This is a genomic window from Microbacterium aquilitoris, assembly GCF_031932285.1.
Taxonomy (GTDB): Bacteria; Actinomycetota; Actinomycetes; order Actinomycetales; family Microbacteriaceae; genus Microbacterium; species Microbacterium aquilitoris.
Genome location: NZ_JAUZVT010000001.1, coordinates 1,023,306 through 1,048,948, shown reverse-complemented (window position 1 = coordinate 1,048,948; position 25,643 = coordinate 1,023,306). Strand labels below are relative to the sequence as shown.

Annotated in this window: 29 protein-coding genes and 1 tRNA gene; 12 read left to right on the top strand and 18 right to left on the bottom strand. The window is 70.2% G+C overall.

Features of this window, described 5'->3' with window-relative positions; all coding sequences use genetic code 11:
- Positions 1-16 precede the first annotated feature (16 nt).
- Positions 17-1,582: a phytoene desaturase family protein gene (locus Q9S78_RS05105; protein ID WP_311869249.1), complete on the top strand. Its 1,566-nt coding sequence runs from the start codon at positions 17-19 to the stop codon at positions 1,580-1,582.
- Between the two features lie 13 nt (positions 1,583-1,595).
- Here Q9S78_RS05105 and Q9S78_RS05100 read toward each other — a convergent pair whose 3' ends face one another.
- The 5 genes from Q9S78_RS05100 to Q9S78_RS05080 all read right to left on the bottom strand — a co-directional run bounded on the left by Q9S78_RS05100 (position 1,596) and on the right by Q9S78_RS05080 (position 4,660).
- On the bottom strand, positions 1,596-2,603 hold the full coding sequence (locus Q9S78_RS05100) for a hypothetical protein (RefSeq protein ID WP_311869246.1): 1,008 nt from the start codon (positions 2,601-2,603) through the stop codon (positions 1,596-1,598).
- A gap of 146 nt (positions 2,604-2,749) precedes the next feature.
- Positions 2,750-2,834, bottom strand: a tRNA-Tyr gene (locus tag Q9S78_RS05095).
- 87 nt (positions 2,835-2,921) lie between these two features.
- Complete coding sequence (locus Q9S78_RS05090) at positions 2,922-3,410, bottom strand: FBP domain-containing protein (RefSeq protein WP_018186904.1); 489 nt, start codon at positions 3,408-3,410, stop codon at positions 2,922-2,924.
- 40 nt (positions 3,411-3,450) lie between these two features.
- The gene (locus tag Q9S78_RS05085) at positions 3,451-3,765 is read right to left on the bottom strand and encodes a hypothetical protein (protein ID WP_020098087.1); all 315 of its coding nucleotides are present in this window, start codon (positions 3,763-3,765) and stop codon (positions 3,451-3,453) included.
- A gap of 49 nt (positions 3,766-3,814) precedes the next feature.
- Complete coding sequence (locus Q9S78_RS05080) at positions 3,815-4,660, bottom strand: LysM peptidoglycan-binding domain-containing protein (protein ID WP_311869243.1); 846 nt, start codon at positions 4,658-4,660, stop codon at positions 3,815-3,817.
- A 93-nt stretch (positions 4,661-4,753) separates the two neighbouring features.
- On the opposite strand from Q9S78_RS05080, the gene Q9S78_RS05075 reads away from it, so the two are divergent.
- From Q9S78_RS05075 to Q9S78_RS05065, 3 genes are all read left to right on the top strand, one after another.
- The gene (locus tag Q9S78_RS05075) at positions 4,754-5,245 is read left to right on the top strand and encodes a YajQ family cyclic di-GMP-binding protein (protein WP_028497481.1); all 492 of its coding nucleotides are present in this window, start codon (positions 4,754-4,756) and stop codon (positions 5,243-5,245) included.
- A 96-nt stretch (positions 5,246-5,341) separates the two neighbouring features.
- Positions 5,342-5,593 (top strand): hypothetical protein, encoded by a 252-nt coding sequence (locus Q9S78_RS05070; protein WP_020098084.1) that lies wholly within the window; start codon positions 5,342-5,344, stop codon positions 5,591-5,593.
- Positions 5,590-6,039 carry a BLUF domain-containing protein gene (locus Q9S78_RS05065; RefSeq protein ID WP_311869241.1) on the top strand — a complete coding sequence of 150 codons (450 nt, stop codon included), beginning with the start codon at positions 5,590-5,592 and terminating at the stop codon, positions 6,037-6,039. Before Q9S78_RS05070 ends, Q9S78_RS05065 begins: the two co-directional genes overlap by 4 nt.
- Positions 6,040-6,097: 58 nt before the next feature.
- On the opposite strand, the gene Q9S78_RS05060 is transcribed toward Q9S78_RS05065, so the two are convergent.
- Entirely contained in the window at positions 6,098-7,225 is a 1,128-nt protein-coding gene (locus Q9S78_RS05060) for a Gfo/Idh/MocA family protein (protein WP_311869239.1), read from the bottom strand.
- Entirely contained in the window at positions 7,222-8,046 is an 825-nt protein-coding gene (locus Q9S78_RS05055; RefSeq protein ID WP_018186895.1) for a sugar phosphate isomerase/epimerase family protein, read from the bottom strand. The genes Q9S78_RS05060 and Q9S78_RS05055 overlap by 4 nt, the downstream gene beginning before the upstream one ends.
- A gap of 110 nt (positions 8,047-8,156) precedes the next feature.
- On the opposite strand from Q9S78_RS05055, the gene Q9S78_RS05050 reads away from it, so the two are divergent.
- Positions 8,157-8,756, top strand: coding sequence for a TetR/AcrR family transcriptional regulator (locus Q9S78_RS05050; protein WP_116228211.1), 600 nt, complete (start codon positions 8,157-8,159; stop codon positions 8,754-8,756).
- On the top strand, positions 8,753-9,958 hold the full coding sequence (locus Q9S78_RS05045; RefSeq protein ID WP_311869237.1) for a multidrug effflux MFS transporter: 1,206 nt from the start codon (positions 8,753-8,755) through the stop codon (positions 9,956-9,958). Before Q9S78_RS05050 ends, Q9S78_RS05045 begins: the two co-directional genes overlap by 4 nt.
- Here Q9S78_RS05045 and Q9S78_RS05040 read toward each other — a convergent pair.
- From Q9S78_RS05040 to Q9S78_RS05025, 4 genes are all read right to left on the bottom strand, one after another.
- A complete protein-coding gene (locus Q9S78_RS05040; protein ID WP_311869235.1) occupies positions 9,900-10,925 on the bottom strand; it encodes an alpha/beta hydrolase in 1,026 nt (341 codons plus the stop codon). The genes Q9S78_RS05045 and Q9S78_RS05040 overlap by 59 nt on opposite strands.
- A gap of 7 nt (positions 10,926-10,932) precedes the next feature.
- A complete protein-coding gene (locus Q9S78_RS05035; RefSeq protein WP_311869234.1) occupies positions 10,933-12,306 on the bottom strand; it encodes an FAD-dependent oxidoreductase in 1,374 nt (457 codons plus the stop codon).
- 61 nt (positions 12,307-12,367) lie between these two features.
- Positions 12,368-13,429, bottom strand: coding sequence for a polyprenyl synthetase family protein (locus Q9S78_RS05030; RefSeq protein ID WP_018186891.1), 1,062 nt, complete (start codon positions 13,427-13,429; stop codon positions 12,368-12,370).
- A 23-nt stretch (positions 13,430-13,452) separates the two neighbouring features.
- Positions 13,453-14,199 carry a demethylmenaquinone methyltransferase gene (locus Q9S78_RS05025; protein WP_311869233.1) on the bottom strand — a complete coding sequence of 249 codons (747 nt, stop codon included), beginning with the start codon at positions 14,197-14,199 and terminating at the stop codon, positions 13,453-13,455.
- A gap of 93 nt (positions 14,200-14,292) precedes the next feature.
- Between Q9S78_RS05025 and Q9S78_RS05020 the strand changes: the two genes are divergently transcribed.
- On the top strand, positions 14,293-15,543 hold the full coding sequence (locus Q9S78_RS05020) for an isochorismate synthase (protein WP_311869231.1): 1,251 nt from the start codon (positions 14,293-14,295) through the stop codon (positions 15,541-15,543).
- A gap of 12 nt (positions 15,544-15,555) precedes the next feature.
- On the opposite strand, the gene Q9S78_RS05015 is transcribed toward Q9S78_RS05020, so the two are convergent.
- Positions 15,556-16,035 carry a MarR family winged helix-turn-helix transcriptional regulator gene (locus Q9S78_RS05015; protein WP_311869228.1) on the bottom strand — a complete coding sequence of 160 codons (480 nt, stop codon included), beginning with the start codon at positions 16,033-16,035 and terminating at the stop codon, positions 15,556-15,558.
- Between the two features lie 40 nt (positions 16,036-16,075).
- On the opposite strand from Q9S78_RS05015, the gene Q9S78_RS05010 reads away from it, so the two are divergent.
- The 3 genes from Q9S78_RS05010 to Q9S78_RS05000 all read left to right on the top strand — a co-directional run bounded on the left by Q9S78_RS05010 (position 16,076) and on the right by Q9S78_RS05000 (position 18,529).
- Entirely contained in the window at positions 16,076-16,969 is an 894-nt protein-coding gene (locus tag Q9S78_RS05010) for an EamA family transporter (protein ID WP_311869226.1), read from the top strand.
- Positions 16,970-16,979: 10 nt separating this feature from the next.
- On the top strand, positions 16,980-18,170 hold the full coding sequence (locus tag Q9S78_RS05005) for a GNAT family N-acetyltransferase (protein WP_116228203.1): 1,191 nt from the start codon (positions 16,980-16,982) through the stop codon (positions 18,168-18,170).
- 80 nt (positions 18,171-18,250) lie between these two features.
- Positions 18,251-18,529: a hypothetical protein gene (locus Q9S78_RS05000; RefSeq protein WP_231370956.1), complete on the top strand. Its 279-nt coding sequence runs from the start codon at positions 18,251-18,253 to the stop codon at positions 18,527-18,529.
- Here the strand turns inward: Q9S78_RS05000 and Q9S78_RS04995 are convergent.
- The 4 genes from Q9S78_RS04995 to Q9S78_RS04980 all read right to left on the bottom strand — a co-directional run bounded on the left by Q9S78_RS04995 (position 18,514) and on the right by Q9S78_RS04980 (position 20,679).
- Positions 18,514-19,218 (bottom strand): esterase/lipase family protein, encoded by a 705-nt coding sequence (locus Q9S78_RS04995; RefSeq protein WP_020098071.1) that lies wholly within the window; start codon positions 19,216-19,218, stop codon positions 18,514-18,516. The two genes, Q9S78_RS05000 and Q9S78_RS04995, sit on opposite strands and share 16 nt — an antisense overlap.
- Positions 19,215-20,006 carry an alpha/beta fold hydrolase gene (locus Q9S78_RS04990; protein ID WP_311869214.1) on the bottom strand — a complete coding sequence of 264 codons (792 nt, stop codon included), beginning with the start codon at positions 20,004-20,006 and terminating at the stop codon, positions 19,215-19,217. Before Q9S78_RS04990 ends, Q9S78_RS04995 begins: the two co-directional genes overlap by 4 nt.
- An 89-nt stretch (positions 20,007-20,095) precedes the next feature.
- Positions 20,096-20,386, bottom strand: a complete 291-nt coding sequence (locus Q9S78_RS04985) for a DUF1905 domain-containing protein (protein ID WP_020098069.1) — start codon at positions 20,384-20,386, stop codon at positions 20,096-20,098.
- Positions 20,387-20,406: 20 nt separating this feature from the next.
- On the bottom strand, positions 20,407-20,679 hold the full coding sequence (locus tag Q9S78_RS04980; protein WP_311859062.1) for a hypothetical protein: 273 nt from the start codon (positions 20,677-20,679) through the stop codon (positions 20,407-20,409).
- Between the two features lie 128 nt (positions 20,680-20,807).
- Here Q9S78_RS04980 and Q9S78_RS04975 point away from each other — a divergent pair, with 128 nt between their 5' ends.
- Both Q9S78_RS04975 and Q9S78_RS04970 read left to right on the top strand, forming a co-directional pair.
- A complete protein-coding gene (locus Q9S78_RS04975) occupies positions 20,808-21,572 on the top strand; it encodes an alpha/beta fold hydrolase (RefSeq protein ID WP_311869211.1) in 765 nt (254 codons plus the stop codon).
- 43 nt (positions 21,573-21,615) lie between these two features.
- Positions 21,616-22,932 (top strand): HNH endonuclease signature motif containing protein, encoded by a 1,317-nt coding sequence (locus tag Q9S78_RS04970; protein WP_020098066.1) that lies wholly within the window; start codon positions 21,616-21,618, stop codon positions 22,930-22,932.
- A gap of 6 nt (positions 22,933-22,938) precedes the next feature.
- Here Q9S78_RS04970 and Q9S78_RS04965 read toward each other — a convergent pair whose 3' ends face one another.
- Positions 22,939-23,793, bottom strand: coding sequence for a PPK2 family polyphosphate kinase (locus Q9S78_RS04965; RefSeq protein ID WP_311869207.1), 855 nt, complete (start codon positions 23,791-23,793; stop codon positions 22,939-22,941).
- Between the two features lie 56 nt (positions 23,794-23,849).
- Positions 23,850-25,643 carry a 2-succinyl-5-enolpyruvyl-6-hydroxy-3-cyclohexene-1-carboxylic-acid synthase gene (menD, locus tag Q9S78_RS04960; RefSeq protein ID WP_311869205.1) on the bottom strand — a complete coding sequence of 598 codons (1,794 nt, stop codon included), beginning with the start codon at positions 25,641-25,643 and terminating at the stop codon, positions 23,850-23,852.

Here is a 25,643-nt window from a genome sequence, read left to right as displayed (position 1 = left end):
CGCTAGGTTGAGCATCATGAGCGCCATCCGCGACGTCGTCATCGTGGGCGGAGGGCACAACGCCCTCGTCGCCGCTGCCTATCTCGCCCGCGCGGGACGCACCGTGACGGTGCTCGAACGTCAGGGTCACGTCGGCGGCGCAGCCGTCTCGGAGCGCCCCTGGCCGGGAGTGGACGCGCGCCTGTCTCGTTACTCGTACCTCGTCAGCCTGCTCCCCCGCACCGTGATCGACGATCTGGGACTCGACATCCGACTCGAGCGGCGACGCTACTCGTCGTACACGCCCATGCCGGAGTCCCCGGACCGCGGCATCCTCATCGACAACGCGGATGCCGCCGCCACCGCGGCGAGCTTCGCGCACGCGACGGGCGACGACGGCGAGGCGGCACGGTTCTCGGCGCTGTACGAGAGGGTGGCCCCGCTGGGCAGGGCGCTCTTCCCGACCGTCACGGCGCCTCTGCGGAGAGAGTCCACCGTCCGCGCCGCCGTCGGCGACGACGCCCTCTGGGAGGCGGTGTCGGGCCGTCCGCTCGGCGAGTTCATCCGAGGGGCACTGGCAACCGACGTCGCCCGCGGCATCGCGTTAACGGACGGCCTGATCGGAACCTTCGCCCACTCAGACGACGAGTCGCTCCGTCAGAACCGCTGCTTCCTCTATCACGTCATCGGTGGCGGAACCGGGACCTGGGACGTCCCGGTCGGCGGCATGGGTGCCGTCAGCGCCGAGCTCGAGCGCGCGGCCCGGTCGGCGGGCGCCGAGATCCGGACCGGCGCCGAGGTCGTCGCGGTCTCCCCCGACGGTGACGTGGAACTCGCCGACGGCGAACGGCTCGGGGCGCGGCTCATTCTGAGCGGCGTGGGCGCGGCGGTGCTCGACGGCCTCCTGCGCGCCGGCGGCAGCATCGGCACCGGCGCCGCCCGTCCCGAGGGGGCGCAGATCAAGGTCAACATGCTGTTGTCCCGCCTGCCCCGACTGCGGGACACCTCGGTCGACGCTCGCGCCGCGTTCGCCGGCACGTTCCACATCAATGAGACCCTGTCGCAGGTGGATGCCGCCCACGACCGTGCGGCGGGCGGAGCCATCCCGGATCCGCTGCCGGCGGAGATCTACTGCCACTCCCTCACCGACCCGTCGATCCTGGGACCCGAGCTGCGCGCGTCGGGGGCGCAAACACTCACCCTGTTCGGGCTGCAGGTCCCCCATCGACTGGTCGCCGGAGGTGCCGCGGACCGTCACGCCCTGTGGGCGGCGGCCGAGCGGTCGCTGGACTCGGTGCTGGCCGAGCCGATCGCCGACCTCCTGTACCGGGCACCGGGCGGGAGCCCCTGCGTCGAGTCCCGCACGACGGCGGACCTCGAGCGGGACCTCGGCATGGTCGGAGGCGACATCTTCCACGGTGAGCTGTCGTGGCCGTGGGCTCGAGACGACGAACCGCTCGAGACCCCCGCCGAACGGTGGGGAGTCTCGAGCGGTGTCGAGGGTGTGCTGCTCTGCGGATCGAGTGCCCGCCGTGGTGGAGCGGTCAGCGGGATCGGCGGACACAACGCGGCGATGGCCGCTCTCGAGATGCTGCCGGGCTAGCCGGCCCGCGGTCTCAGTAGCGCGGCGGCGGCGGCACGTCCGGCGCGCTCGGCGCAGGCGGGACCGGCGGTGCGGGCTGATCGGGCTGGGACGCGTCGCCCGGAACCGGCGGTGCCGGGGGAACCGCCGGCGCATCCGCGGGAACGGACTCGGGAGCCGGGGGCGCCTGGGAAGCCGTCGCGCCGTACGGCTGCTGCGGGTAGCTCGGCTGGCCGGTGTAGTAGGCGTTCCAGTCGGGCGACCCGTCGGGCATGACCGGGAGCGGGGTGCGGCCGTCCGCGTACGTCGGCCAGGCCTGGACGGGAGCCGCCGGAGCGGTCAGCGCGGGGTCGAGCTGCGCGACGGAGCCGTACGGCTGGGCGGTGTAGCCCTGGGAACCGTAGCCGGAGACCGGGGAACGATCGCGCTTCGGGGCGAACAGCGCGTTGACGAGCGGGACGAGGGCAGTGCCGACGGCGGCGAGGATCGTCACCGAAACGACGACCTTCCAGTAGATGTCGCGGAAGTCGGTGAACTCGGCGAAGAGCAGCGGGATGATCAGCATGACGGCCAGGATGACGACGAGGCCCATGGTGACGTAGGCGACGATGCTCGTGAAGGTCGTCTGGTGTCGCGCGAACGACTTGCTGTAGAGCCGGATGTGGAGCAGGGCCGCCTGCAGGATCAGCACGATCAGGATGAACTTGAAGAACCGCTCGGCGCCGACGCCATAGTCGCCGGGAGCTTCCGGCATCCAGATCATGAACGCCCCCGCGATCAGCGCGACGACCCACGACACGATGCTCGCCAGTGCGAACCAGGCCGGGCGGCGCTCGGCGAGGGATGCCTCGAGGATCGACACTCCCGCGAAGGCGGCGAGCAGGAGGATCGTCAGGAACGCCCGGGCCACCATTCCGTTGGAGTCGCCCACCAGGACCCAGACGACGCAGACGATCGCCGCGGCGATCAAGGCGCCGATCGCGACCCAGATCGCGGCTCGGAAGATCTTGCTCGAATTCGGCGCAGTGCTCGGTTCGCTCATCCTCGGCATCCCTTCGGCGGAGGCCTCCCCCGCCCTCGATCCCCCATCCTGTCAGACCGCCCCGTGGGCGACGGAGATGTCCACAGGGGTTGCGCACGCCGGGAGAAACAAGAAAGAGCCGCGAAGATGTCCGCAGCTCTTTCGTCTGGTGGCGAGTGAGGGATTCGAACCCCCGAATGCAATGCAGTCTGATTTACAGTCAGATCCCTTTGGCCGCTTGGGTAACTCGCCAGGTGCGCACCCGCCCGGCTTTCTCAGTCGACCGGAGGCGCGATCACCGATACTACCCTCCCCGAGGGCATGTCGAAAACCGAGGCCTCAGGCGGCGGAGGCGACGCGCTCCACGAAGGATTCGAGCCGGTGCCGGGTGCCGTCGATCCGCCGATCGACGCTCGCGCGGATCTCGCTCGGCGCGAGCGGACCGGCGATCCGCACGTTGTCGTGGCAGGTCAGATCGGCGCACACGTAGGTACCGACGCTGTCGCCGCGGTCACCGGCATCCCCCGCCCGTCGCGCGGTGAACATCGTCACCTGGTTGCCCGGCTGCATCGTGTGGCAGATGTTGCACATCGCCGACCGGGCGCGGGCGGCGCCGTTCGCGGCGCGCAGGACGATGCCGGTGGGCTCGCCGCCGATCTCGGCGACGACGTAACCCCGGCTGCGCGTCGTGGGGTCTCGCCAGGCGAGGAAGTCGAGATGATCCCACTCGAGGATCGGGAAGTCGTGGGGCAGTTCGAGACGTTCCCGCTCGTCCCTTGTCGCATTGACGAGCACGTCGCGCAACTGGTCCTCTGTCAGCGGCCGCATCACTCCAGTCTACGAAGCGACGGATGCCGCGGCTCCGCCGTCAGCTCCCGACGGCCAGGATGATCGAGGCCGCGCCGACGAGTGCGATCCCGAGGACTGTTCCGGCCGCGGGCCAGACGAACCCGCGTCGACGGATGCCGGCGAACACCAGACCGACGATGCCGGCGAGCATCGCCGCCGACCCGCCCGCGACGAGCAGCGCGAAGGTGAGGATGAGGAGCCACCCGTACTGCTCGTCGACCGTCGCGACCAGGACGAGCACGAGGAGGGTCGGCAGGACCGACAGGACGACGATGGCGACAGCGGCGATTCCCCACGCGCGTTGCGCGAGCTGAGGAGGTGCGGGCGTGCTCACCCCGTCAGGCTACGGGTGGAACGCGCCCGCGCCGGGCGGCGCGCGGGGCTCAGCCCTTGGCCTCGATGGACCGGCTGGTCGGCCGGAGCTGCACCCGGTCGCCCGGCTGCAGAATGTGCTCGGGACCGCCTGCTTCATTGAAGCGCTGCACCGTGATCGCGTCGACGCAGAAGCGGTCGCCGATACCGCGATAGGTGTCGCCGGGCTGCACGGTGTAGAACGTGGGCTTCCCGTCCACCTTCTCGACGGGACCCTCCGCGTACTCGCCGGTGCCGGTGTCGGTGAGGGCGCCGGACATGCTCACGGAGATCCGCCCTGACGAGGTGGGCTCGGACACCTCGATGCGTGCGATGCCGTCGCAGTCCTGGTGGGTGCGATAGCCGCCCTTCTTCGCCTCGTTGAGCGCCGCCGCCGTCACCGTCCCCTCGGGGAGGATCGCGAGGTAGTCGCCCTCGTAGATGTCGCCCGCACCGTCGAACGCGTTGGCGGCGTCGAAGTCGCCGCTGTCGAGGCAAAAGCGCTCGACGATCGCCCAGTACGAATCGTTCGACACCACGCGGTAGACCGTCGCGAGACCCTTCCCGTTGGATCGCTCCACGACGCCGGTGGCCCCGGGAGAGATCGACCCGCGATCCTTGCCGGGTGCGACGCCCAGGCACTTGCTCTCGGGCGGTGCGGGCGTCGTCTCGACGGGTGCGGGCTCCGCGGGTTCCGGCGTCGGGGTCGGAGTCGGGGTCGGCGGCGCGATGCGCGCGGGACTGGTCGACGGCGAGGGCGCTTCCGCCACCACCTCGTCCGTCGGGATCATGCCGATGACCGCCGGCGCCGCGAGCGCCAGCAACCCCACGACCGCCCCCACGGCGATTCCGAGCATGATCTTCCCCCGACGATCCATGCCTCGACGCTAACGGTCGCGGATCACGGGCGCGCAACGATGTGGATGTCGCGACCCGCGGCATCCGCTCGGCACAGCGGTACCCTCGAACGCATGGCATCAGACTCTTCGTTCGACGTGGTCAGCAAGGTAGATCGTCAGGAGGCGGACAACGCTCTCAACCAGGCGCGCAAAGAGGTCGAGCAGCGCTACGACTTCAAGGGCACCGGCGCCTCGATCGAGTGGAGCGGTGAGTCGATCCTCATCAAGGCGAACAGCGACGAGCGGGCCAAAGCCGTGCTCGACGTCTTCCAGTCCAAGCTCATCAAGCGCGGCATCTCCCTGAAGAGCCTCGAGTCCGAGGACCCGCAGCCCTCGGGCAAGGAGTTCCGTCTCGTGTCCACGCTCAAGGAGGGCATCTCCTCCGAGGACGCGAAGAAGATCACCAAGCTGATCCGCGACGAGGGACCCAAGTCGGTCAAGGCGCAGATCCAGGGCGACGAGCTGCGCGTGCAGTCGAAGTCCCGCGACGACCTGCAGGAAGTGCAGCGGATGCTGAAGGCCGCCGACCTCGACGTCGACCTGCAGTTCATCAACTACCGCTGACTCGCGGGTGAGCGGCCAACGGGTTGTCAAGCCCGCGCGGCTGTCGGGGCCCTCACCTACCGTGGCTACTCTGCACCACGAGTAAGTGAGGTCCCCGTGTCTGAGCACCACCCATCCCCCGGCACGGTCTGGGCGCGCGTCGAAGACGGCTTCCACGTCGGCAGCCGCGACGGCAACTTCCTCGGCTACATCGAGCGACGTCGGGACGGGCGTTACGACGCATTCGACATGCGTTCGGCGGTGATCGGCACGTTCGCCGACCTGGTCTCCGCGATGCGGACGCTCTCGTCGGTTCCGACACCCGCGCCGGGGACGAACGGCATCCTCACGATCCGGGAGAACCGATGACCGCCGCCGACGACACCGTCTTCTCCGTCGTGTACTCCAGCAACGCGACCGCCCCGTTCAGCGACGACGCACTCGGCGAGCTGCTCCAGCAGAGCCGGGCCTCGAACGCGCAGCGGGAGATCACCGGGATGCTGCTGTATCGCAACGGCCGCTTCATCCAGATCCTCGAGGGCCCCGAGCAGGCCGTCCGAGAGACGATGGGCAAGATCGAACGCGATCCGCGCCACGACCACCTGCGCGTCCTCATCGACGAATTCATCGAGGAACGCAACTTCGCCGAGTGGACGATGGGCTTCGAGCCCATAGCGATGCCCGACGAGAACGCGCCCGAAGGCTTCCGCGACACGTTCGACGACCTCGAAGCGCACGGCGACCCGTCGGCCACGCTCCGCGCCGCACGCGAGCTGAGCCTCTGGTTCCGGGTGCGCGCACACCAACCGCGCTGACGAACGGACGACGGCCCGGACCCCGCCGAGGGATCCGGGCCGTCGTGCTGTCAGCTGATCAGAGCGTGCGGGCGAAGGGGTCGAAATCGACCGGAACCGCAGGCACCGGCGCGACGGTGCTGTCGATCTCGAGGTACTGGCCGGTCTCGGCCGAGTCCTGCGCCGACAGCAGCACGTCGAGCACGTGGAAGCCGAGCTCGCCGGTCGCGACGTGCGTGCGGTTCTCCGCGATCGCGCGGACCATGTCGAGGACACCGAGACCACGGCCGACGACCGTGCCCTGCTGCTCGACGTCGATCCACTCCTGCTCGGTCTTCATCCCGTCGCGGAAGACGCCGAGCGGCTTCACGTAACGGGTCGGACCGTCGAAGCGGTTGGGGTCGGGCAGCACGATCGAGCCCTCGGTGCCGTGGATCTCCACGACGCCGTGACGCTCGAGCGCCGAGTCGAAGCTGAGCAGGTGCGTGCCGTGCTGGCCGCCCTCGAACGTCGACAGGACCTGCACCGAGGACGGCACCTCGACGGGGAACGTCTCACCGGCGCGGGGGCCGGTGTGGATGTGACGCTCCGTGCGGAAGCGCGATCCCCGCGCCGCGACACCGGCGATCGGGCCGAGCAGGCTGACGAGCGCCGAGAAGTAGTACGGCCCCATGTCGAGGAGCGGTCCCGCACCCTTCGCGAACAGGAACGCCGGTTCGGGATGCCACAGGTCGGGCCCCTGCGTCTGGAAAGCCGTCTGCACGAACAGGGGCGTGCCGATGACGCCCTCGGCGATCGCACGCTTCGCGGACTGGAACCCGGGGCCGAGGATCGTGTCGGGCGCCGAGCCGACGCGGACGCCGGCAGCGTCGGCATCCTTCAACAACTGGCGAGCACCCTCGCGGTCCAGGCCCAGCGGCTTCTCGGTCCACACGTGCTTGCCGGCCGCGACCGCCTGCGACGAGACCGCGATGTGCGACTCGGGGATCGTGAGGTTGACGACGAGCTCGACCTCGGGGTTTCCGAGGACGTCCTCGAGGGTGCCCCACGAGGGGACGCCGTGCTCCTCGGCCTTGGCCTGGGCGCGCTCAGGGATGATGTCGCCGATGGCGACGACCTTCACGTCGGGGAACGACGTCAGGTTCTCGAGGTAGGTCTGGCTGATGACACCGGCACCGACGATGCCGACTCCGACGGGACCGGTCATGCGATGAACCCGCCGTCCTTCAGGAAGGCGTAGGACGCCGCGATGTCCTCGAACACGTCGCCGGGGGCCTTGTCGTACTCGATGACGGCGTACCGGATGTTCGTGCCGGCGCGCAGCGATGCCGCGAGCGGGACGTCTCCGGTGCCGGCGCGCAACTGCTCGAGCGAGTCGGAGCCGAACTCGTCGGAGCCGGGAGCCCACGGGTTGGATGCCGGGGCGATGCCGTCCTTCACGTGCACGGCGATGAGCCGGTCGCCGAGCTTCTCGACGAGAGCCGGCACGTCCTGGCCGCCGGTGAGCGCCCAGAACAGGTCGAGCTCGATCTCGACGCGGTCGTCGGTGAGCTCGAGGAAGCGCTCGTAGGCGGTCTGTCCGTCGAAGGACTTCACGAACTCCTGCGCGTGGTTGTGGTAGCCGACGGTCATGCCGAAACCGGCGGCCGTCTCGGCGAGCCGGTTGAGGCGCTCGGCGATGTCGGCGACGCCCTCCTCGGTGAACCAGCGCTCGGCGGGGACGAAGGGGTCGATGACCGTGGTCATCCCGATCTTCGCGGCGGCCTCGAAGACGACCTCGGGCGCGGGGGTGGGGATCGAGCCGTCCGGCGTCCACAGCTCGTCCGACAGCAGGGGCGCGTGGCCGGTCGGCGAGGCGAGGCCGCTGGCGTCGAGCGCCGCGCGGATCTCATCGGGACGGCGGACGAAGTCGAACGCCTCGACGTTGCGCAGGCCGAGAGCAGCCAGCTTGTCGAGCGATCCGGACATGTCCTCGCTGAATTCTTTCGCGAGCGTGTAGAGCTGGACTGAGGCGAGTGGCAGAGCCATGGGCCTTCCTTCGTAACGTCGTTGTCGGATGCCGCTGGGCGGCGTGCCACGACGATATCAGAATTAACCTCCAGGTGGAGGTTTTCTTCCCGTCGCCCTACTCTGTCCCCATGGGCGCAGACGAAGACGCGGTGATCGGTCGCCGCGGATCGCGGCCGAAGGGCGTCGCCCGTCGGCAGGAGATCCTCGACCGCGCCATCGAGGTGTTCCGTGAGCAGGGTGCCAGCGGCACGTCGCTCCGCAGGATCGCCGAGGCCATCGGAGTGTCCCACGCCGCTCTCCTGCACTACTTCGACTCGCGCGAGCAGCTGCTCGTCGCCGTCTACGCGCACGCCGAGCAGAACCACGAGAATCCGCCCGGGCTCCGACCCGGCATCGACACGATGATCCACGCCGCGCGGCGGAACGTCGACATCCCGGGCCTCGTGACCCTCTACTCCACGCTGCTCGCCGCTTCCCTCGAGGACGAAGAGGGCGTCGGGCGAGACTTCTTCACCGCCCGCTTCGACGTGCTCCGCGGATCCATCACCGAGAGCCTCCGGGTCCAGCAGCGCGAAGGTCTCGTGCGGGACGACGTCCCCGCCGAGCACCTCGCAGCCCTACTCATCGCGGCATCCGACGGTCTGCAGATCCAGTGGTTGCTCGACCCCGGCGTCGGGCTGGAGTCCACACTCCAGACCCTCGGCGTGCTGCTGCGCCCACCGGCATGACCCCGCCGCACCTCACCCGCGGACTCGTCGTCGTCCTCGGGTTCCTCTCGGCCGTCGGGCCCTTCGCGATCGACATGTACCTCGCATCGCTCCCCCAGATCGCCGACGAGCTCGAGTCCGCACCCGCCACCGTCCAGCTGACGCTCACCGCGTTCCTGCTCGGGCTGGGTGTCGGGCAGCTGCTGCTCGGCCCGCTCTCGGACATGTGGGGACGCCGGCGCGTCCTCCTCCTCGCGACGACGGCGTTCACCCTCACGAGCGTCGCCCTGATCGCCTCACCGAACATAGAGGTCTTCATCGGCCTCCGTCTCCTGCAGGGCTTGTCGGGAGCCGCAGGAGTGGTGGTCGCGCGGGCCATCGCCGTCGATCTCAGCACGGGGCGCACCGCGGTTCGCGCTCTCAGCCTCATCGCGACGGTGGGCGGACTCGGTCCGCTCGTCGCGCCCCCGATCGGCGGCCTCGTCGCCTCGTTCTCGGGGTGGCGCGGCGTGCTCATGGCCCTCGCGGTCGTCGCCGTCCTCATGCTCGTGCTCGCCTGGCTCGTCGTCCCGGAATCCCTCCCCCGTGACCTCCGGCACACAGGCGGCCTGCGCGCGATGCGGTCCTCCTTCGCGCACTTCGTGAAGGACCCGATCTACCTCGGATACACCGGCGCATACGTCTCCGGCTTCGCGGGCCTGTTCGCGTACGTCGCGGCATCCCCTTTCGTCGGCCAGGTCATCCTCGGGATGCCGCCCCTGCTCTACGGTCTCGGTTTCGCCGGCGGCGGTGCCGCACTGCTGGTCGCCAACCTGATCAACGCGACGTACGCGCCGCGGATCGGGCCGGAGCGGATGCTCGTGGTCGGGGCCACCCTCGGCGTCGCGTCCGGGGCGGTCATGACGGTGTCGGCGGCCACCGGCATCCTGTCGATCCCGCTCTTCCTCGCCTGCGCGTTCACCACGATGGGCGGCGCGGGACTGACCTTCGGCAACGCGAACGCACTCGGCCTCGCCCGCGCGACGGCGAGCAACCGTGGTGCGGGGGCGGCGCTCATGGGCGCTTGCCAGTTCGCCGTCGGTGCACTGGTCACGCCGGTCGTGGGCCTGTGGGGCGAGGAGACGGCGGTGCCGATGGCGGGCGTCATGCTGCTGGGAGCTGCGATCAGCCTGACGCTCGGGCTCGCCTCAAACCGCGCGAGCGGCCGAACACACCCCGGATGAGCCACCGCTCGAGGGCCAAGTAGGCCTGCTCGCGCGGTGTGGGCCGGGACAGGAACACATCGTGGATGCCGCCCTCGATCCGTGCGAGGGTCACCTCCCGCCCGATCCGGGTCGCCGCCCGGGCAATGTCGTCGACGACGAGGACGGAGTCGCTGCCGGTCATCTCCGCGTTCCACGCGAAGGGGTTGGTCGACCTCGTGGAGAGGAGCACGATCGTCGGGCACCCCGCATCCACCCCCGCCGACACGCGCCGGTGCCCTTCGACGATCGCCGCCAACCACCCGGGATGCGTCGGGAACCCTCGCTCGGGCCGCCACTCGCGCCGATACCCGCGCACGGGAAGAGCACCGACCTCGGTCTGTGCGCGCGTGTAGAAACCGAGGTCCACGACCGGGTGCGCCCCCATCGGATCGACTCGGGCACGCATCTGCACCAGCGGCGACAGCGCCTGCCGACCGAGGGTCCCCAATTGCAGCTCGAGCCATGGGCTGTTCAGGACGAGCGCCGAGAGCCGGCCGGGATGCCGCGACGCCCACAGCGTCGCGGTGAGACCACCCGTGGAGTGACCCATCATCACGAGTCGGCGACGTGAGGGCGGCCCCTCGAGCGGATGCCCCATGGCCTCGAGAGCCGCGGCGATGTCGGCGTCGTACACGTCGAGCGAGGTCACGAAGCCGGGTGTCTGCCCCGGCCGGAGGCTTCGACCGTACTTGCGGAGGTCGAGGGCGTGGAACCGCGCGCCGAGCGACGCCCAGAAGCGCGCGAGCTCGACCTGGAAGAAGTAGTCAGACCAGCCGTGCAGGTAGATCACGTCGACGTCGCGCAACGGTCCCGTGAGGCTCGCGAGTCTCGGCGGATCGAGCCGGACGAGCGTCGCGACGACCTCGCCTTCCTGGTCGCTGCCCAGGGGCAGCGTGAGCCGCTCGAACGGACGCCCCAGGACGTCCTGCTCCCAGCCGCCGGTCATCGCGTGATCACTCCCCGCGCGAGACCCGCACCATCTCGTCGCGGTCGACGACCTTGATGCGCTCGCGCTCGTGCGGGGCGCCGAGGGCGACCTCGTGCTCGTCGAGTCGGTGCCAGCCGTCCAGGTCGGTCCAGGCGACCTGGCGCTCGGCGAGCAGCGAGATGATCGCCTCGTCGGACGGGTCCTCGGGAGTCCACCAGGACGCCTGGTCGTTGATGAGGTGACGGATGGTCTCCATGGCGTCGGACTTGGTGTGGCCGATGAGTCCGACCGGGCCCCGCTTGATCCAGCCCGTCGCGTAGACGCCGGGGACGCGCTCGTTCGAGCCCTTCTCGACGACCTGACCCTCGTGGTTCGGGATGACGCCGTGGCGCTTGTCGAACGGGACGTCGGGCAGCGGCGAACCGAAGTAACCGACCGCGCGGTAGACCTGGCCGATGGCGATCTCGCGCATCTCGCCCGTGCCCTCGACGCCGCCGGAGTTGTTGGGCCGCGTGCGCTCGGTGACGATAGCGCTGACGCGACCGTCGGCATCCTTCTTGATCTCGACGGGACGCGCCCAGAAGTGGAGGTGAAGACGACGACTGGCCTCGCCGCCGGCGTTGTTGACACTGGGCCGCTTGCGCCACGACTGCAGCACGCGGTCGATGACCATGACCTGCTTGTTCGACGCGATCGCCGCTTTGGAGGCCTCGTCGTAGTCGAAGTCCTCGTCGTAGACGACCATGTCGACGTCGTTCAGCTCGCCGAGCTCGCGGAGCTCGAGCGGCGTGAACTTCACCTGCGCGGGACCGCGGCGACCGAAGACGTGGACGTCGGTGACGGGCGACGCCTTGAGGCCCTCGTAGACGTTCGCCGGGATCTCGGTGGGCAGCAGGTCGTCGGCGTGCTTCGCGAGGACCCGTGCGACATCGAGAGCGACGTTTCCGTTGCCCAGGACCGCGACGGATGCCGCGTCGAGCGGCCACTCCCGCGGGAAGTCCGGGTGCCCGTCGTACCAGCTGACGAAGTCCGCGGCGCCGTACGACCCGTCGGCGTCGATGCCGGGGATGTCGAGGTCGGCGTCCTTGATGGCACCGGTCGCGAAGATGACCGCGTTGTAGTGCTTCTTGAGGTCGGCGAGGGTGATGTCGGTGCCGAAGCGGACGTTGCCGAAGATGCGGATGTCACCGCGGTCCAGCACGTCGCGGAGGGCGTTGATAATGCCCTTGATGCGCGGGTGGTCGGGGGCGACGCCGTAGCGGACGAGCCCGTACGGGGCGGGCAGGTGGTCGAACAGGTCGATCGAGACGTCGAACTTGCGCTCTGCCTTGAGGAGGATGTCCGCCGCGTAGATGCCGGCGGGTCCTGCGCCGACGATGGCCAGCCGGAGCTTGGTCATGGGTGTCCTTTCCGAGAGCCCGCGAACGGGCGTGACGAAGAAGCGGCGATTCCGCCGGGTTTCAGCTGGAGCGGTCGACGACGACCTGGGCGAAGCGGGTCAACGCATCCCGCACTTGCCCGTCGGGAAGCGGCGCGAGAGCCGCGACGGCGCGGTCGGACCACTCGTGCGCGAGCAGGCGGGTCGCCTCTGTCGCGGGGTGGACGCGCAGCTGCGCGAGCGGTTCGTCGAGGATCGCGGGGTCGGCGCCGTCGGAGATGCGGGCGACGCCCTCGTCGATCGTGACCTTGAGGGCCTGCGAGGCCGGGTCGGTCGCACGGCCGAGAAGCAGATAGGGCATGGTCGGGACGCCGGCACGCAGGTCGGTGCCGGGCACCTTGCCGGTCTCGGCGGGGTCGGCCGACAGGTCGATGACGTCGTCGAGCAGCTGGAAGGCGACGCCCACGCGCTCACCGAACTCGCGGACGGGAGCCGCGTACTCGTCGGACGCGTCGGAGAAGACGACGCCCGTCTCGGCGGCGGCGGCGATGAGCGAACCGGTCTTGTCGCTGAGGACCTGCAGGTAGAACTCGACCGGGTCGTCGCCGGGCTGGGCGCCCACCGTCTCGTGCATCTGCCCGAGGACGAGACGTTCGAAGGTGTCGGCCTGCAGGCGGATCGCCCGCTCCCCCACCTGCGCCATGAGCTGGCTCGCACGGGAGAAGAGCAGGTCGCCGGTGAGGATCGCGACGTTGTTGCCCCACACGGCGTGGGCGCTGGGAACGCCGCGTCGACGGTCGGCTTCGTCCATGACGTCGTCGTGGTACAGCGAGCCGAGGTGGGTCATCTCCAGCGCCGTCGCACCCGCGAGGACGTCGTCGGTCACCCCCGAGCCGAGCTGCGCGGTCAGGATCGCCAGCATGGGCCGCATCCGCTTCCCACCGGCCTCGTAGAGGTAGCGGGACGTGACGTCGGCGAGCGAGTCGCCGACCTTCAACTCACCGGCGAGGCGGGCTTCGACGAGGTCGAGCCCTTCTTCGACCGTGGTGAGGAGCTTCCGCATCCGCGGTCCCACGAAAATGCGTTCGGTGACGCCGAGTCGGCTCGCGATCTGCGAGCCCGGAGTACCGGGGCGGGGGGTCATGGCTCCAGCGTACCCGTCGCGCCCTACGCCTGGTCCGGGGTGGCGGGCTTGCGTGCCCGGTGCAGGGCCACGATCCCGAAGCTGAGGTCGCGCCAGGCCACCTGATCCCAGCCGGCCTCGCGCATGCGACCGGCGAGGGTGCGCTGGTCGGGCCAGTCGCGGATGGACTCGTTGAGGTAGTCGTAGGCGGCGGCGTTCGAGCTGAACGCGCGGGCGACGATGGGCAGGACGCGGTCGTTGTAGAAGCGGTACAGCCCACGCATGAGCGCTGCCGGCGGGTGAGAGAACTCGCAGATGACGAGCGTGCCGCCCGGCTTGGTGACACGCAGCATCTCGCGGAGCGCCTTCTCGGGATCGTTGACGTTGCGCAGGCCGAACGAGATCGTGACGGTGTCGAACTCCTCGTCGGCGAAGGGCAGGGCCGTCGCGTCGGCCTCGACGAACGACAGGTTCGGGATGCCGCCGTGCCGCCGCTTCCCTTCGGCGATCATCCCCGCCGAGAAGTCGCCGGCGACGACCTCGGCACCTGAGCGGGCGAGCGAGACCGAGCTCGCCCCCGTGCCGGCAGCCAGGTCGAGGATGCGCTGACCGCGACGCGGCGCCACGGCGCGCGTGGTCGCGATGCGCCACAGCTTGTCGTTGCCGAGGCTCAGCACCGTGTTGGTGCGGTCGTAGGCCGCCGCGACCTCGTCGAACATGCCGCTGACGCGCGCGGGGTCCTTGCCGAGGTCCGCGCGGGTGGACGGGGTGCGGGAGGGCTGGTCGGTCACGTGTCGAGCCTAATCCGGGCAGGGTGCGGTGAGGCTGCGCGGCGGGGCTGAGAGGCGCGGCCCGCCGCATCACCGCCGGATTAGGCTGGCGGGGTGACCACGTCTGCACTCGGCATCCCGCGGCTGCGTGCCGTGACCCGCCGGATCGAACCGGTCGACGAGCCGCTCCTCTACGCCTCTCCCGACGACCCGACCGTGTGGTCGCGTCGCGGTGACCTGCTCGTCGGTGTCGGTCGTGCGGCCGAGCTCCCCGCGGGCACGCCGGCTGCTCAGTGGTGGCGCGACGTCGCTGCCGTCGCGGAGATCGACGACAAGGTGGGGATGCCGGGGTCCGGCCTCGTCGCCTTCGGCACGCTGCCGTTCGACCCCGCGAACAGCTCGGCAAGCGCCGCGCTGGCCGTGCCGCGCATGATCATCGGTCGCCGCGGCGACACGAGCTGGGTCACCCACGTCTTCGTCGAGGGCGAGCCGGAACGCGACGAGCCGCAGGCGATCGGTTTCGGACCGCACTGGTCGGCGACCGTGGGCCCCGGCGCCTGCACGCCCGACGGCTACCAGGGCGAGGTGCGCGCCGGGCTCGAGGCGATCGCTTCCGGCGAGGTCGCCAAGGTCGTCCTCGCCCGGGACCTGGTGGGCACTGTGCCGGCGGGTTCCGATCTGCGCCGCCTCGTCCGTGCGCTGGCGTCGGCCTACCCCGACACCTGGACGTTCGCCGTCGACGGCGCGATCGGGGCGAGCCCCGAGACCCTCGTGACCGTCTCGGGCGGCACGGTCACCGCCCGGGTGCTGGCCGGGACGGCCGCGCGCGGAGCCGACGCGGATGCCGACACCGCGGCATCCCTCGCCCTGGCGACGAGCGCGAAGGATCTCGACGAGCACCGGTACGCCGTGCAGAGCGTTCTCACTTCGCTGCGTGCGCACACGTCGGCCCTGGTCGCCGAGCCCGAGCCGTTCATGCTGAAACTGCCGAACGTCTGGCACCTGGCGACGGACGTCGAGGGCACCCTGTCAGGCCACGCGTCGTCCCTCGACCTCGTCGAGGTCCTGCACCCGACGGCGGCCGTCGCCGGCACGCCGACACAGGCTGCGCTCGAGGTCATCCGCCGGGTCGAGCCGTTCGACCGCGGCCGCTACGCCGGCCCGGTCGGCTGGATCGACGCCGCGGGTGACGGAGAGTGGGCGATCGCCCTGCGCTGCGCGCAGTTCGACGTGCACACGGATGCCGGGGCGGACATTCCGCTCATCGCGCACGCCGGCGCGGGAATCGTGGCCGGCAGCGATCCCGAGACGGAGATGCTCGAGACCCGGGTGAAGTTCCGCCCGATCATCGACGCGCTCGCCTGACGGGCGCCTCGCTCACCTTTCGGAGGTCAGCTTCGACAGTAGCCCGGCGAGCGTGTCCCGCTCAGCGGCCGTGAGCGGTGCGAGGATCTCGCGCTCGGTCGCCAGATGATCGGGCAGGACCGCATCGAGCAGCTCACGTCCGGCGTTGGTGAGTCGCACGAACTTGCCGCGTCCGTCGTCGGGATTCGGCTCGCGGACAACGAGACCCAGCCGATCCAGGCGGTTGAGGCGCTGGGCGACGGCGCTCGAGGTGATCATGGCGTCGGCGGCGAGTTCGGCGGGAGTGATCCGGAAGGGCTCGCCCTGACGCGCGAGCGTCGCGAGCACGTCGAACGTCCCGGCATCGATGCCGTGAGACGCGAAGGTCGCCGCGAGCCTCGCGTCGACGACGGCCGCGGCGCGGCTGAGACGACCGATCACCGCCATCGGACTCACATCGAGACCGGGCCGAGCGGTGCGCCACTGGATGAGGATGCGATCGACGTGATCCATCCCTCGACCATATCGCTAAGCAGTGAGCTATATTGACTAAGTGCTTAGCAAAACGATGTCGGTCGTCGCGATGACGGCGGTCGCTCCGATCCTCTGGGGCACGACGTACATCACGTCGACGACCCTCCTCATCGGGGGCCATCCGCTCCTGACCGCGACCGTGCGCGCGCTGCCCGCCGGCATCCTGCTCCTCCTCATCGGACGGCGACTCCCCCGCGGCTCGTGGTGGTGGAAGTCCGCCGCGCTCGGCGCGCTCAACATCGGCGGCTTCTTCGCTTTCCTGTTCATCGCCGCCGACCGACTGCCCGGCGGCGTCGCGGCGGTGGTCGGGGGCATCCAACCGCTTCTGGTCGCGGTGCTCGCCTCGCGCGTGCTCGCCGAGAAGCTGACGGGGCGGGTCGTCGCCGCGGGGGTCGCCGGGGTGATCGGCGTCGCACTCATCGTCCTGCGGGCCGCGGGCGGGCTGGATGCGATCGGTATCGTCGCCGCCCTGCTGGGTGCGGTGTCGATGGCGCTGGGCGTCGTGTTGACGAAGGTCTGGGCGAGCGAGCACCCTCCGCTCGTGGTGACGGCCTGGCAACTGGCCGCGGGCGGCATCGTCCTCGCCGCACTCACGGCCGCCTTCGAGCCGCTTCCCGCGCAGCCCCCCACGCTCACCAACCTCGCCGGGTACACCTACCTGAGCCTCATCGGAACCGCGCTCGCGTATGCCCTCTGGTTCCGAGGGATCGCCGCGCTGCCGACGCGGGTTCCTGCGTTCCTCGGGCTCTTGAGCCCCGTCGTCGCGCTCGCCATCGGCGGTCTCGCCGCGCACGAGACGCTCACCCCGGCCCAGGTCGTCGGCGTCGCGCTGGTGTTCGCCTCCGTCGTGACCGTCATCGGCGGGGCGGCGCGACACGGTGTGCGCCGCGAACCGCAGGAGCCCTGCCCGTAGTCTCACGGGTATGCGTGACGCCGTCTGCAGCTTCTGCCAGAACATCGTCGAGGACGGCTTCGACGTCGTCGCCCGCGGCGAGCACATCCTCGCCGTCCTCGACCGGCATCCGATCAATCGCGGACATGTGCTGGTCATTCCGCTCCGCCACGCACCCGACCTCGCATCGCTCACGGCAGATGAGGTGACCGAGCTCGCCCTGATCGCGCAGGCCGCCGATCGCGCCATCCGGGACGTCCTCGCGTCGACGACGACCGGGACGAACCTCGTGATGTCGAACGGGGAGGATGCCGACCAAGGCACTCCGCATGCGCACCTCCACGTCATCCCCCGTCAGCCGGGCGACGGCTACGAATTCCGAGAGGATGCCACCCGCTACCCGCTCGAGCCCCTCTCCGACGCCGAGCGCGACGCCCTGCGGGCTCGCCTTCGCCCCGCGGCCCGGTCGCAGGAGGAGGTTGGGAGTACCGCCCTCGCTCGAAAGGACGCCCCGATGTTCTCCTCAACCGTCGTCGACCACTGGGTCCCCGCCGTCGCCCGTTCGCACACGGGCGCGGACGTCGTCGTCGCGGTCGACTCGGGACTTCCCGAGAATCGGTCGGTGTCGCTTCTGCGCATCCAGGACGGACCGGCGATCCTCGCGGTCTCACCTGAGAAGGCCGAACGCCTCTCGGTGAGCGACGGCGACGACATCTCCCACGCGGAACTCGTCGCACGCCTGAAGGACGCCGGCGTCACCCTCAACGACCCCGACAACCTCTTCTACCTGCCCGCCGCAGAGCGCGACGCGCTTCGGAGCGAAGCGCCTCGCCGTGAAACCCGCGAACTCACCGCGGCGGACGCCGCGGCTTTCGCCGAACTGACCGCACGAGCGCCCGAGGACGACCTCGACGAAGCGTTCGTCGAACTCGACCACTGGCTCGTCTTCGGAACGTTCGCGGGTGACACGCTGGCGTCCGCCGCGAGCATGTACCCGTGGAGCGGCAGTCGCCTGGCTGACCTGGGCGTCATCACCCTCCCGGATTACCGCGGACAGGGTCTTGCGCGGGCGACCGTGCGAGCCATGAGCGCGGCGGCGATCGCGCGCGGATACGAACCGCAGTATCGGTGCCAGCTCGACAACACGGCATCCGTCGCCCTCGCGAAAACCGCCGGATTCCGGCTCTTCGGCGAGTGGGAGGTCATCGACGCCGACGACTGACTCGTCGGACTGCGACCACGCACTCGCGAGCGGCGGCCCCGCACGCGCGAGGCCGTCACCCCTAGGCTGGCGCCGTGATCATGACTTTCCCCGTGGGCAACGCCGAGCGGCACATCGTCGTCTTCTCGTTCGACAAGTTCTGGGGTCGGCTGACCATCACGGTCGATGGGCAGAGCATCGTCGACACCGTTCGGCTGTTCTCCGCGAGCACGGTGAAGACGTACGCGTTGGAGGTGGGTCAGCAGGAACGGCACACTGTGCGCATCGAGAAGCATCGCGCGACATTCTTCGCGGGGTTCCGTCCGCAGCAGGTCTACGCCTTCGTCGACGACGTGCTCGTCGCTCAGGGAGTCGCCTGACCGGCCGGACTTCCGTCGCCCTCCGACAGGGCGACCAGTTCCGCGATGACACGAGGGTCCGCGAGCACCCTGAAGTGGCCGCCGGTGTCGAGTCGCACGTTCCTCGCGGCGCCGGCGAGCTCGCTCCCCTCCGGGATGTGCGGGTCGAACTCCCCGTAGACCGAGACGATCCGGGCATTCGCCTCCCGCTCCTTCGCGAGGGCGAGGATCGTCGCGCTCCTCGGTGAGAAGATCCGGAGGGACGGCAACACCATAAGCCGGCCGTACCGCGATCCGCCGAAGGGTGTCGCGACAGCGAGCATGCGGGCGATCCGCCCGTCCGCCGCGTCGAGCACCATCGCGCGTTTGCCGACGAGTCCGCCCTTGCTGTGCGCGAAGAGAACGCAGCCGCGCAGACCGTTCGCGCGCAGATACTCGATGACCCGGGCGGCCGCCTCGTCGACCGGGCGACGGTTGTGGTGCAGCACTTGGACGACGTGGACCGGATGCCCCCGGTCGTGCATCGCGGTGATGAGGGGATACATGAACTGCCAGGTCTCGTAGACGCCTGGGAGGATGACGATGGGCGTGCGATCCCCCTCCGAGAACGCCCGGGGGTCGGTGCGGTTCAGCGTCGCCCGGATCTGCCAGACCGCCGCGTACAGGTAGTCCCTTGCCCACCACACCGCGTTGCGCACGAACGCCGTCATCGCGGCGACTTTCCCGGGCTCGGCAGCGTATGCGCGGAGAGGAACGCTTCCATCGCACCGGCGACCGCCCGCGGAGCGCGGTCCTGCACGACGTGCCACCCCCGCGGAACCTCGATCACCGCGGCATCCGGAGCGGCATCCCGCAACCGGCGGCACCACGACAGCCCTGCGATCGGGTCCTGCGCACCGCGGAGCACGAGCAGCGGCCTCGTCAGCAGTCCCACGCGCTCCTCGATCGGGTACGCGACCATGTGCCGCAGCTGACGCAGGTACCAGGGGATGCCGCATCGCACGTAGTCGCTCAGCACCTGCCAGTTCGCGCGCGGCGTCTCACCCACCACGTCGAGTGCGAGAGCCCGCGCCTGTGCGAACGCCGTCCGATGGTGATCGTCGGCGACGGGTCCCACCGCGACGAGGTGCGTCACCAGGTCGGGGCGCTGCACCGCGAGCTCGACGACCCATTGGCTCCCCATCGAGTGGCCGACGGCGACGGCATCCGTCACCGCCTCGCGGTCGAGCAGCGTCGCGAGCGCACCCGCCATCGCGCGGACGTCGAGGTCTCGAGAGGGGCGGCGCAGGCCGCCGAAGCCGGGCAGATCGATCGAGATCACGGAGTGCGCGAGCGCGAGCTCGTCGTGGAGCCGACGCAGGTAGCGGTGCGACATCCCGATTCCGTGGACGAGGAGGAAAGTGCGCTGAGCGGCGGCATGGGACGAACGCACCATGCGGAAGTCCAGCCCGTCCATCGTCAGAACGTGGACGACCGGCTCGCTTCGACGAAGACTCACGCGTTCCCTCCTGCTCGTCTCCAGAGGCGTCTCCGAGATCGAGGAGCACCACGCTAACCGTCACCGGCGCCGACGAATGCGGGGTTGACCTATCTCAGCCGACGCGTCAGGTGCACCGTGACCGCGTCACCGATCCCCTTGCCGAGCTTCTTGCGGACTGCCGCGTTCAGGGACACCATGTGGCCGCCGGTGCCCGTCACCATAAGCCCGACGTTCGGCATCTCGACCTCGTCGACGGTGAGGTCGACCCTGACCGAGCGGCCGGTACCGAAGAACTCCGCCGAACCGGGCATCTCGACGCAGGCCCAGGTCTCCCCCTTGACCTCCACGCCGATCGGAGCCGTGAAGGTGTGGTCGAGGGCAACGGGTTCGAAAGGCACGGGATCTCCCTGAGGAACGGTCAGCGGAAAGAGGGACGGCGGGAGACCCTCCGGGCGATGAGCGGCACGCTCACTCCGAGGGCGGCGACGACGACGAGGGCGGCGAGCGACCACGTCATGGTGGCGTAGGCGCCGTCGAGGGCGGGTGTCGAGGCGAGCCCAGCGTCCCCACCGGGCACCCGGTCCACGAGGATCGCGGCCGTGATCGCGGCCGAGACGAGCACGCCTGCCAGAACAAGGGCGATGAGCCCGACCCCGACGATCCAGGCGATGAGCGCTTTCCGTCGCTGCATGGGTCCCCCTCTCGCAGCCGCGGATGCGGTGCGTCCCCCCGTCGCACACTACCGGGTGGCCGAACGCAGCTCCATGCCGATCACCGTCAGGCCTTCGGCATCCGCGGCGTCGCCGCTAGCCTCGCAGCATGACTGTCGTCCTGCTGCACGGGTGGCCGGGGCTTCCCTCCGACTACGACGAGGTGGTCGCGGGCCTCGCCGCCGACAGAGTGATCGTTCCCGACCTCCGCGGGATGGGCGCCGGGTACGGCGGAATCACGGGCATCGAGGAGGCCACGGCGCAGGCGCACGCCGACCGTGTGCTCGAGACGCTCGACGCTGAAGGTGTCGACGATGGCATCGTCATCGTCGGGTACGACATCGGCAGTCGCATCGCGCAGGCCGCGCTCCGGACGGCGCCGCACCGGTTCCGCGGCGCGGTGCTCACGCCCGCCTATCCGGGGATCGGCGACCGTGCGGCATCCCCCGCCCTCGCCTCGACCTTCTGGTACCAGCATTTTCACCGCGAACCCGTGGCCGCCGCGCTCATCGACGGCGACGAACGCGCCGTCCGCACGTACCTCAACTACCTCTGGGAGACGTGGCGAGCGGATGCCGCACCGCCGCCGCACCTCGACGAGATCGTCGCGGCCTACGCACGGCCGGGTGCCTTCGCCGCGAGCCTGCAGTGGTACGTCGCCAACCGGGGCTACGCCGCGGACGACGAGCCGATCACCGTGCCAACGACGATGCTGTGGCCCGACAGGGATCCCCTCTTCCCGGTGGAATGGGCTGACAGGCTCTCGGAGCACTTCTCCGACGTCCGCCTTGAGGTCGTCACCGACTGCGGGCACTTCGTCCCGGTCGAGCGAGCGGATGCCGTCGCGCATGCCATCCGCTCGCATCTGCCCTGACCGTGCTCGAGGCGATGTCGGAGGTTGGTGACAGAGTGCAGGCATGACGGAAGCGATGGAAAACCCCGGTGGCGAGGAGTATCTCGCCACCATCGCGGGGATCGTCGCGGACGTTGAAGACGCGGGCCGTGTCATCGCTGCCGGGCAGATCGCGGAGTTGCGCGTGCTCGCCGCCGCGGGACGGTTGGCGGAGGCGCAGAGCGCACACGCGGACGCGAACGTCCTCCTGCACGACATGGCGCTGCGGTCGATTGCTGCCGAGGTCGCCGGGGCGATGCGCACGACCGATCGGACGGTGCAACGCCGGATCGGGGAAGCACGGGTGACGATCGAAGGGTTCCCCGCCGCCGTGGCCGCGTGGGAAGCCGGCCGGATCGTACGCGGACATGTGACCGCGATCGTCGACGCCGGGGTGAACCTGCCCGCCGAGCTGTGGGCGGAGTTCGAAGCCGCCGCGATCGAGCGATGTGAGCGTGACACTCCGAACCGGGTGAGAGGCGAACTCGAGATCCTCGCGCACCGGATGCATCCACGGACCTTCGCCGAACGGCATGAGGAGGCGGCCTCGGGGCGGTGCGTGCGGTTGATCCCGGGGCGGGATGGGATGAGCGACCTGATCGCGACTCTCCCGACGGTGATCGCGGAGGGGATCCAGGATCGATTGACGCAGCAGGCCCGGGCGATCATCGACACCCGCGGGGAGCGCTCGGCGACTTCAGATGTGATCGCGACCGACGCGCGCTCGACGGATCAGGTCCGCGCTGATGTGTTCGCGGACCTGCTCCTCGCCGGCACCCCGGCATTGGACGACACCCGCGACACCACCGCCGGGCCGCTCGGCGCGATCCGCGCCCGGGTGCAGGTGTTGGTCCCCGCCGCGACATTGTCGGGTGCCGATGACGGGCCGTGCGATCTCGCCGGTCGCTCCCCCATCGACCCGGGTACCGCACGGCTTCTCGCCGGTGACACGGGTGTCTGGGAACGCTTGTTCCACGACCCGGCCACCGGGGTGACGGTATCGACCGACTCGTACCGTGTCCCGTCCGGGATGCGCCGCTTCTTGCAAGCCCGGGATCAGCACTGCCGGTTCCCCGGATGCCGCGTCGCCGCCATCCGCTGCGAAGTCGACCACACCCACGACCACGCCCTCGGCGGTCGGACAGAACTCTCCAACCTCGCCCACCTCTGTCAGAGACACCATTCGATGAAGCAGTTCACCGCCTGGAAAGTCCGACAACTCCAGGGCGGAGTCCTCGAATGGACCTCACCCCTCGGCAGGACCTACCGCGAAGACGCACCCACCCCGGCCGTCGCCTTCACCCCTGCCGAAACAACGCCCGGCGACCCGGCACCCTTCTGACGGACGTCACGTTGCCGCGAGACGCGCCTTCTCGGCCTCGACGTCGAAGTCCGCCACGGGCCACTGCGGATCGATGCGTTCCAGGACGTCGATCAGCAGCGCCTGCACGGCCAGCCGGGCGTACCACTTGGCGTTCGCGGGGACGACGAACCACGGCGCCCGGTCGGTGGAGGTGCGTTCGAACACCGTTTGGTAGGCCTCCATGTACGCCGGCCAGAGTTCGCGCTCGTCGACGTCGCCGGGGTTGTACTTCCAGTGCTTGTCGGGCCGGTCGAGCCGCTCCGCGAGCCTGGACTTCTGCTCGTCGCCCGAGATGTGGAGCATCACCTTCACGATGTGCACCCCGCGCCCCGCCATCCGCTCCTCGAAGTCGGCGATCGCTCCGTAACGTCGTTCGATCTCCTCCCCGGGTGCGAGCTGGCGGGCCCGGCCGATCAAGACGTCCTCGTAGTGCGAACGGTCGAAGACGCCGATGTACCCCGGCTCCGGCACCTCCTTCTCGATGCGCCACAGGAAGTCGTGGGCCAGCTCCTCTGCCGTGGGCTTCTTGAACGCCTTCAGATGCACACCCTGCGGGTCGGTCGCCCCGATCACGTGACGGACGATGCCGCCCTTGCCCGCAGAGTCCATCGCCTGCAGCACGAGCAGGACCGACGGCGAATCCGGCTGCGTGCGGCTCTGCGCGTAGAGCCGCTCCTGCAGCTGGTCGAACCGCTCCGCCGCGGCGGCGAGATCCGCCTGCCCCGCCTTCTTGCCGCCGTCGTAACCGGGGGTGGATGCCGGGTCCACGTCCGCGAGCCGGAATCCCGGCCCCACCCGCAGCAGCGTCGACGGGGAGGCGGTCCAGTGAGCGTCAGTCATGCGCCACATCCTGCCGTGCCGTCGTCGCCGGCGCGACCGCCTTGCGGATGCCGCGACTACCGGCTCAGGGGTACTTCGATGATCTGGCGTCCTCCAGCGGGCGACGTGAGCGCCTGATCCAAGGCACCGCGCGTCGTGATGCGCTGGTACTCCCAGCCGTAAGCGCGGGCGAGTTGCTCGAGACGCGCGGTCTGCGGGGTGTACTGCACCCGATCGAACGCCTGCGGGCTCGCGACACCGGCGACCTCGAGGCCGTCGAAGATCGTCCCGCCGCCGTCGTTGCCGACGATGACCTGGATGCGCGGTTCGTCTTCTGCGGCCGGATGCAGGAGCGCTCCGACGTCGTGGAGGAAGGCGAGGTCGCCGAGCAGCACCCGGGTGACGCCCGGTACCGCGCCGCGCTGAGATGCCGCAGCGATGCCGAGCCCCGTGGCGATGGTGCCGTCGATGCCGGCGAGCCCGCGGTTCGCGTGAACGGGGACCTTCTTTCCGCCGAGCAGTTCGTCGGCCACGCGCACCAGCCGCGACGATCCGAAGAGCAGCCTGTCGTGCGGCCATGTCGCCCGCCACACCGCGTCGACGAGAGTGGCCCGATCGACCGGGGCACGGATCGCCCCCAACTCGGCCGAGATCGCGCCGAGCCGTTCGGCGGGAACGGCCGAGGACAGCGCATCCGCGTCCGGTGCCGCCGGGCTGAGGTCGACCACCTGGTCTCGCGACGCGCGCATCCACGCCCCCAGCCATTCGCGGTCGCCCGTGCCTCGCGCCGCGGTTACATCGTCGACCGCGACCGTCACGCCGTTGAGATTCAGCTGCTCCCCCGGCCCGCGGACCGCCATCACCTCGACGTCGCTGCGGCTGAGCAGTCTCGCGACCTCGCGGCTCAGAGTCGGATGCCCGAACACGACGACTCGTTCGATGCGACCGCCGAGCTCCGCATCCGACAGCAACGTGCGGTAGCCGTGGACCAGGTGCCGTCCGTACCGTGCGCCGCTCACGATCTCCGCGATCAGCGGGAAGCCGCCGGCGTGCGCGAGTTCCTCGGCATCCGACCCGGCATCCGCCCCGGCGACGACCACCGTGCGCGGTCCCGCCTCGAGCACGACCGGCTCCGTCTCGACGACCTCGAGTGCCGCACCGACACCGCCGCCGCCCTGGTAATGCGCGCCCCATTCGGCCTCGACGGTCTCCGCCTCGACGTCGGCCTCGGTCGGATCGGATGCCGCATCCTCCGCACTCGACGACGGCACCCACGCGGGAAGCTCGCCCGCGAGCGGCTCCCGGAACGGGATGTTGAGGTGCACGGGCCCCGCGACCCGCGAACCGCTGCCGACGGCGGCATCCCACCCCTCGTCGGCGGCCGCCCGGAAGGCGGCGACCTCGTCGGCCTCGGCGGACTCGGCGAGCGCCTCGGCGACGGGAAGGTCGGACTCGAGGCGCACGAAGCCGGAGAACATGCCCGGCTGACGCGTGGCCTGGTTGGCGCCGATGCCGCGGAGCTCCGGCGGCCGATCAGCGGTGAGGAGGAGAAGGGGCACACCGGAATGGTGGGCTTCGAGGACGGCGGGAAGGAGGTTCGCGACGGCGGTACCCGAGGTGCAGACGACGACCGCCGGCATCCGGTCCTCGCGGCCGATCCCGAGCGCGGTGAAACCCGCGACGCGCTCGTCGATGCGGACGTGCAGACGGATCAGCCCGCGCGCCTCGAGCTCGGCGGCGACGAGGGCGAGCCCCTGAGAGCGCGACCCTGGCGAGAGGACGATGTGACGCAGACCCCGCTCGACGAGTCGCGTCAGGAGCGCCGCTGCGGCATCGGTCGCGGGCGCACGGCCGGGTCCGTCCGTCGCCAT

Excerpts from the sequence above, each read along its gene's own strand:
- Q9S78_RS05050 (WP_116228211.1), top strand. The coding sequence starts at position 8,157 with ATGGGCGCAGACGAAGACGCGGTGATCGGTCGCCGCGGATCGCGGCCG.
- Q9S78_RS05105 (WP_311869249.1), top strand. The coding sequence starts at position 17 with ATGAGCGCCATCCGCGACGTCGTCATCGTGGGCGGAGGGCACAACGCC.
- Q9S78_RS05080 (WP_311869243.1), bottom strand. The coding sequence starts at position 4,660 with ATGGATCGTCGGGGGAAGATCATGCTCGGAATCGCCGTGGGGGCGGTC.
- Q9S78_RS04980 (WP_311859062.1), bottom strand. The coding sequence starts at position 20,679 with ATGCAGCGACGGAAAGCGCTCATCGCCTGGATCGTCGGGGTCGGGCTC.
- Q9S78_RS05030 (WP_018186891.1), bottom strand. The coding sequence starts at position 13,429 with ATGACCCCCCGCCCCGGTACTCCGGGCTCGCAGATCGCGAGCCGACTC.
- menD (WP_311869205.1), bottom strand. The coding sequence starts at position 25,643 with ATGGCGACGGACGGACCCGGCCGTGCGCCCGCGACCGATGCCGCAGCG.
- Q9S78_RS05060 (WP_311869239.1), bottom strand. The coding sequence starts at position 7,225 with ATGACCGGTCCCGTCGGAGTCGGCATCGTCGGTGCCGGTGTCATCAGC.
- Q9S78_RS05040 (WP_311869235.1), bottom strand. The coding sequence starts at position 10,925 with ATGACCGGCGGCTGGGAGCAGGACGTCCTGGGGCGTCCGTTCGAGCGG.
- Q9S78_RS05065 (WP_311869241.1), top strand. The coding sequence starts at position 5,590 with ATGACCGCCGCCGACGACACCGTCTTCTCCGTCGTGTACTCCAGCAAC.
- Q9S78_RS05055 (WP_018186895.1), bottom strand. The coding sequence starts at position 8,046 with ATGGCTCTGCCACTCGCCTCAGTCCAGCTCTACACGCTCGCGAAAGAA.
- Q9S78_RS04995 (WP_020098071.1), bottom strand. The coding sequence starts at position 19,218 with ATGACGGCGTTCGTGCGCAACGCGGTGTGGTGGGCAAGGGACTACCTG.
- Q9S78_RS05075 (WP_028497481.1), top strand. The coding sequence starts at position 4,754 with ATGGCATCAGACTCTTCGTTCGACGTGGTCAGCAAGGTAGATCGTCAG.
- Q9S78_RS04975 (WP_311869211.1), top strand. The coding sequence starts at position 20,808 with ATGACTGTCGTCCTGCTGCACGGGTGGCCGGGGCTTCCCTCCGACTAC.
- Q9S78_RS05015 (WP_311869228.1), bottom strand. The coding sequence starts at position 16,035 with ATGGATCACGTCGATCGCATCCTCATCCAGTGGCGCACCGCTCGGCCC.
- Q9S78_RS05100 (WP_311869246.1), bottom strand. The coding sequence starts at position 2,603 with ATGAGCGAACCGAGCACTGCGCCGAATTCGAGCAAGATCTTCCGAGCC.
- Q9S78_RS04965 (WP_311869207.1), bottom strand. The coding sequence starts at position 23,793 with ATGACTGACGCTCACTGGACCGCCTCCCCGTCGACGCTGCTGCGGGTG.
- Q9S78_RS04970 (WP_020098066.1), top strand. The coding sequence starts at position 21,616 with ATGACGGAAGCGATGGAAAACCCCGGTGGCGAGGAGTATCTCGCCACC.
- Q9S78_RS05035 (WP_311869234.1), bottom strand. The coding sequence starts at position 12,306 with ATGACCAAGCTCCGGCTGGCCATCGTCGGCGCAGGACCCGCCGGCATC.
- Q9S78_RS05045 (WP_311869237.1), top strand. The coding sequence starts at position 8,753 with ATGACCCCGCCGCACCTCACCCGCGGACTCGTCGTCGTCCTCGGGTTC.
- Q9S78_RS05000 (WP_231370956.1), top strand. The coding sequence starts at position 18,251 with ATGACTTTCCCCGTGGGCAACGCCGAGCGGCACATCGTCGTCTTCTCG.
- Q9S78_RS05090 (WP_018186904.1), bottom strand. The coding sequence starts at position 3,410 with ATGCGGCCGCTGACAGAGGACCAGTTGCGCGACGTGCTCGTCAATGCG.
- Q9S78_RS05005 (WP_116228203.1), top strand. The coding sequence starts at position 16,980 with ATGCGTGACGCCGTCTGCAGCTTCTGCCAGAACATCGTCGAGGACGGC.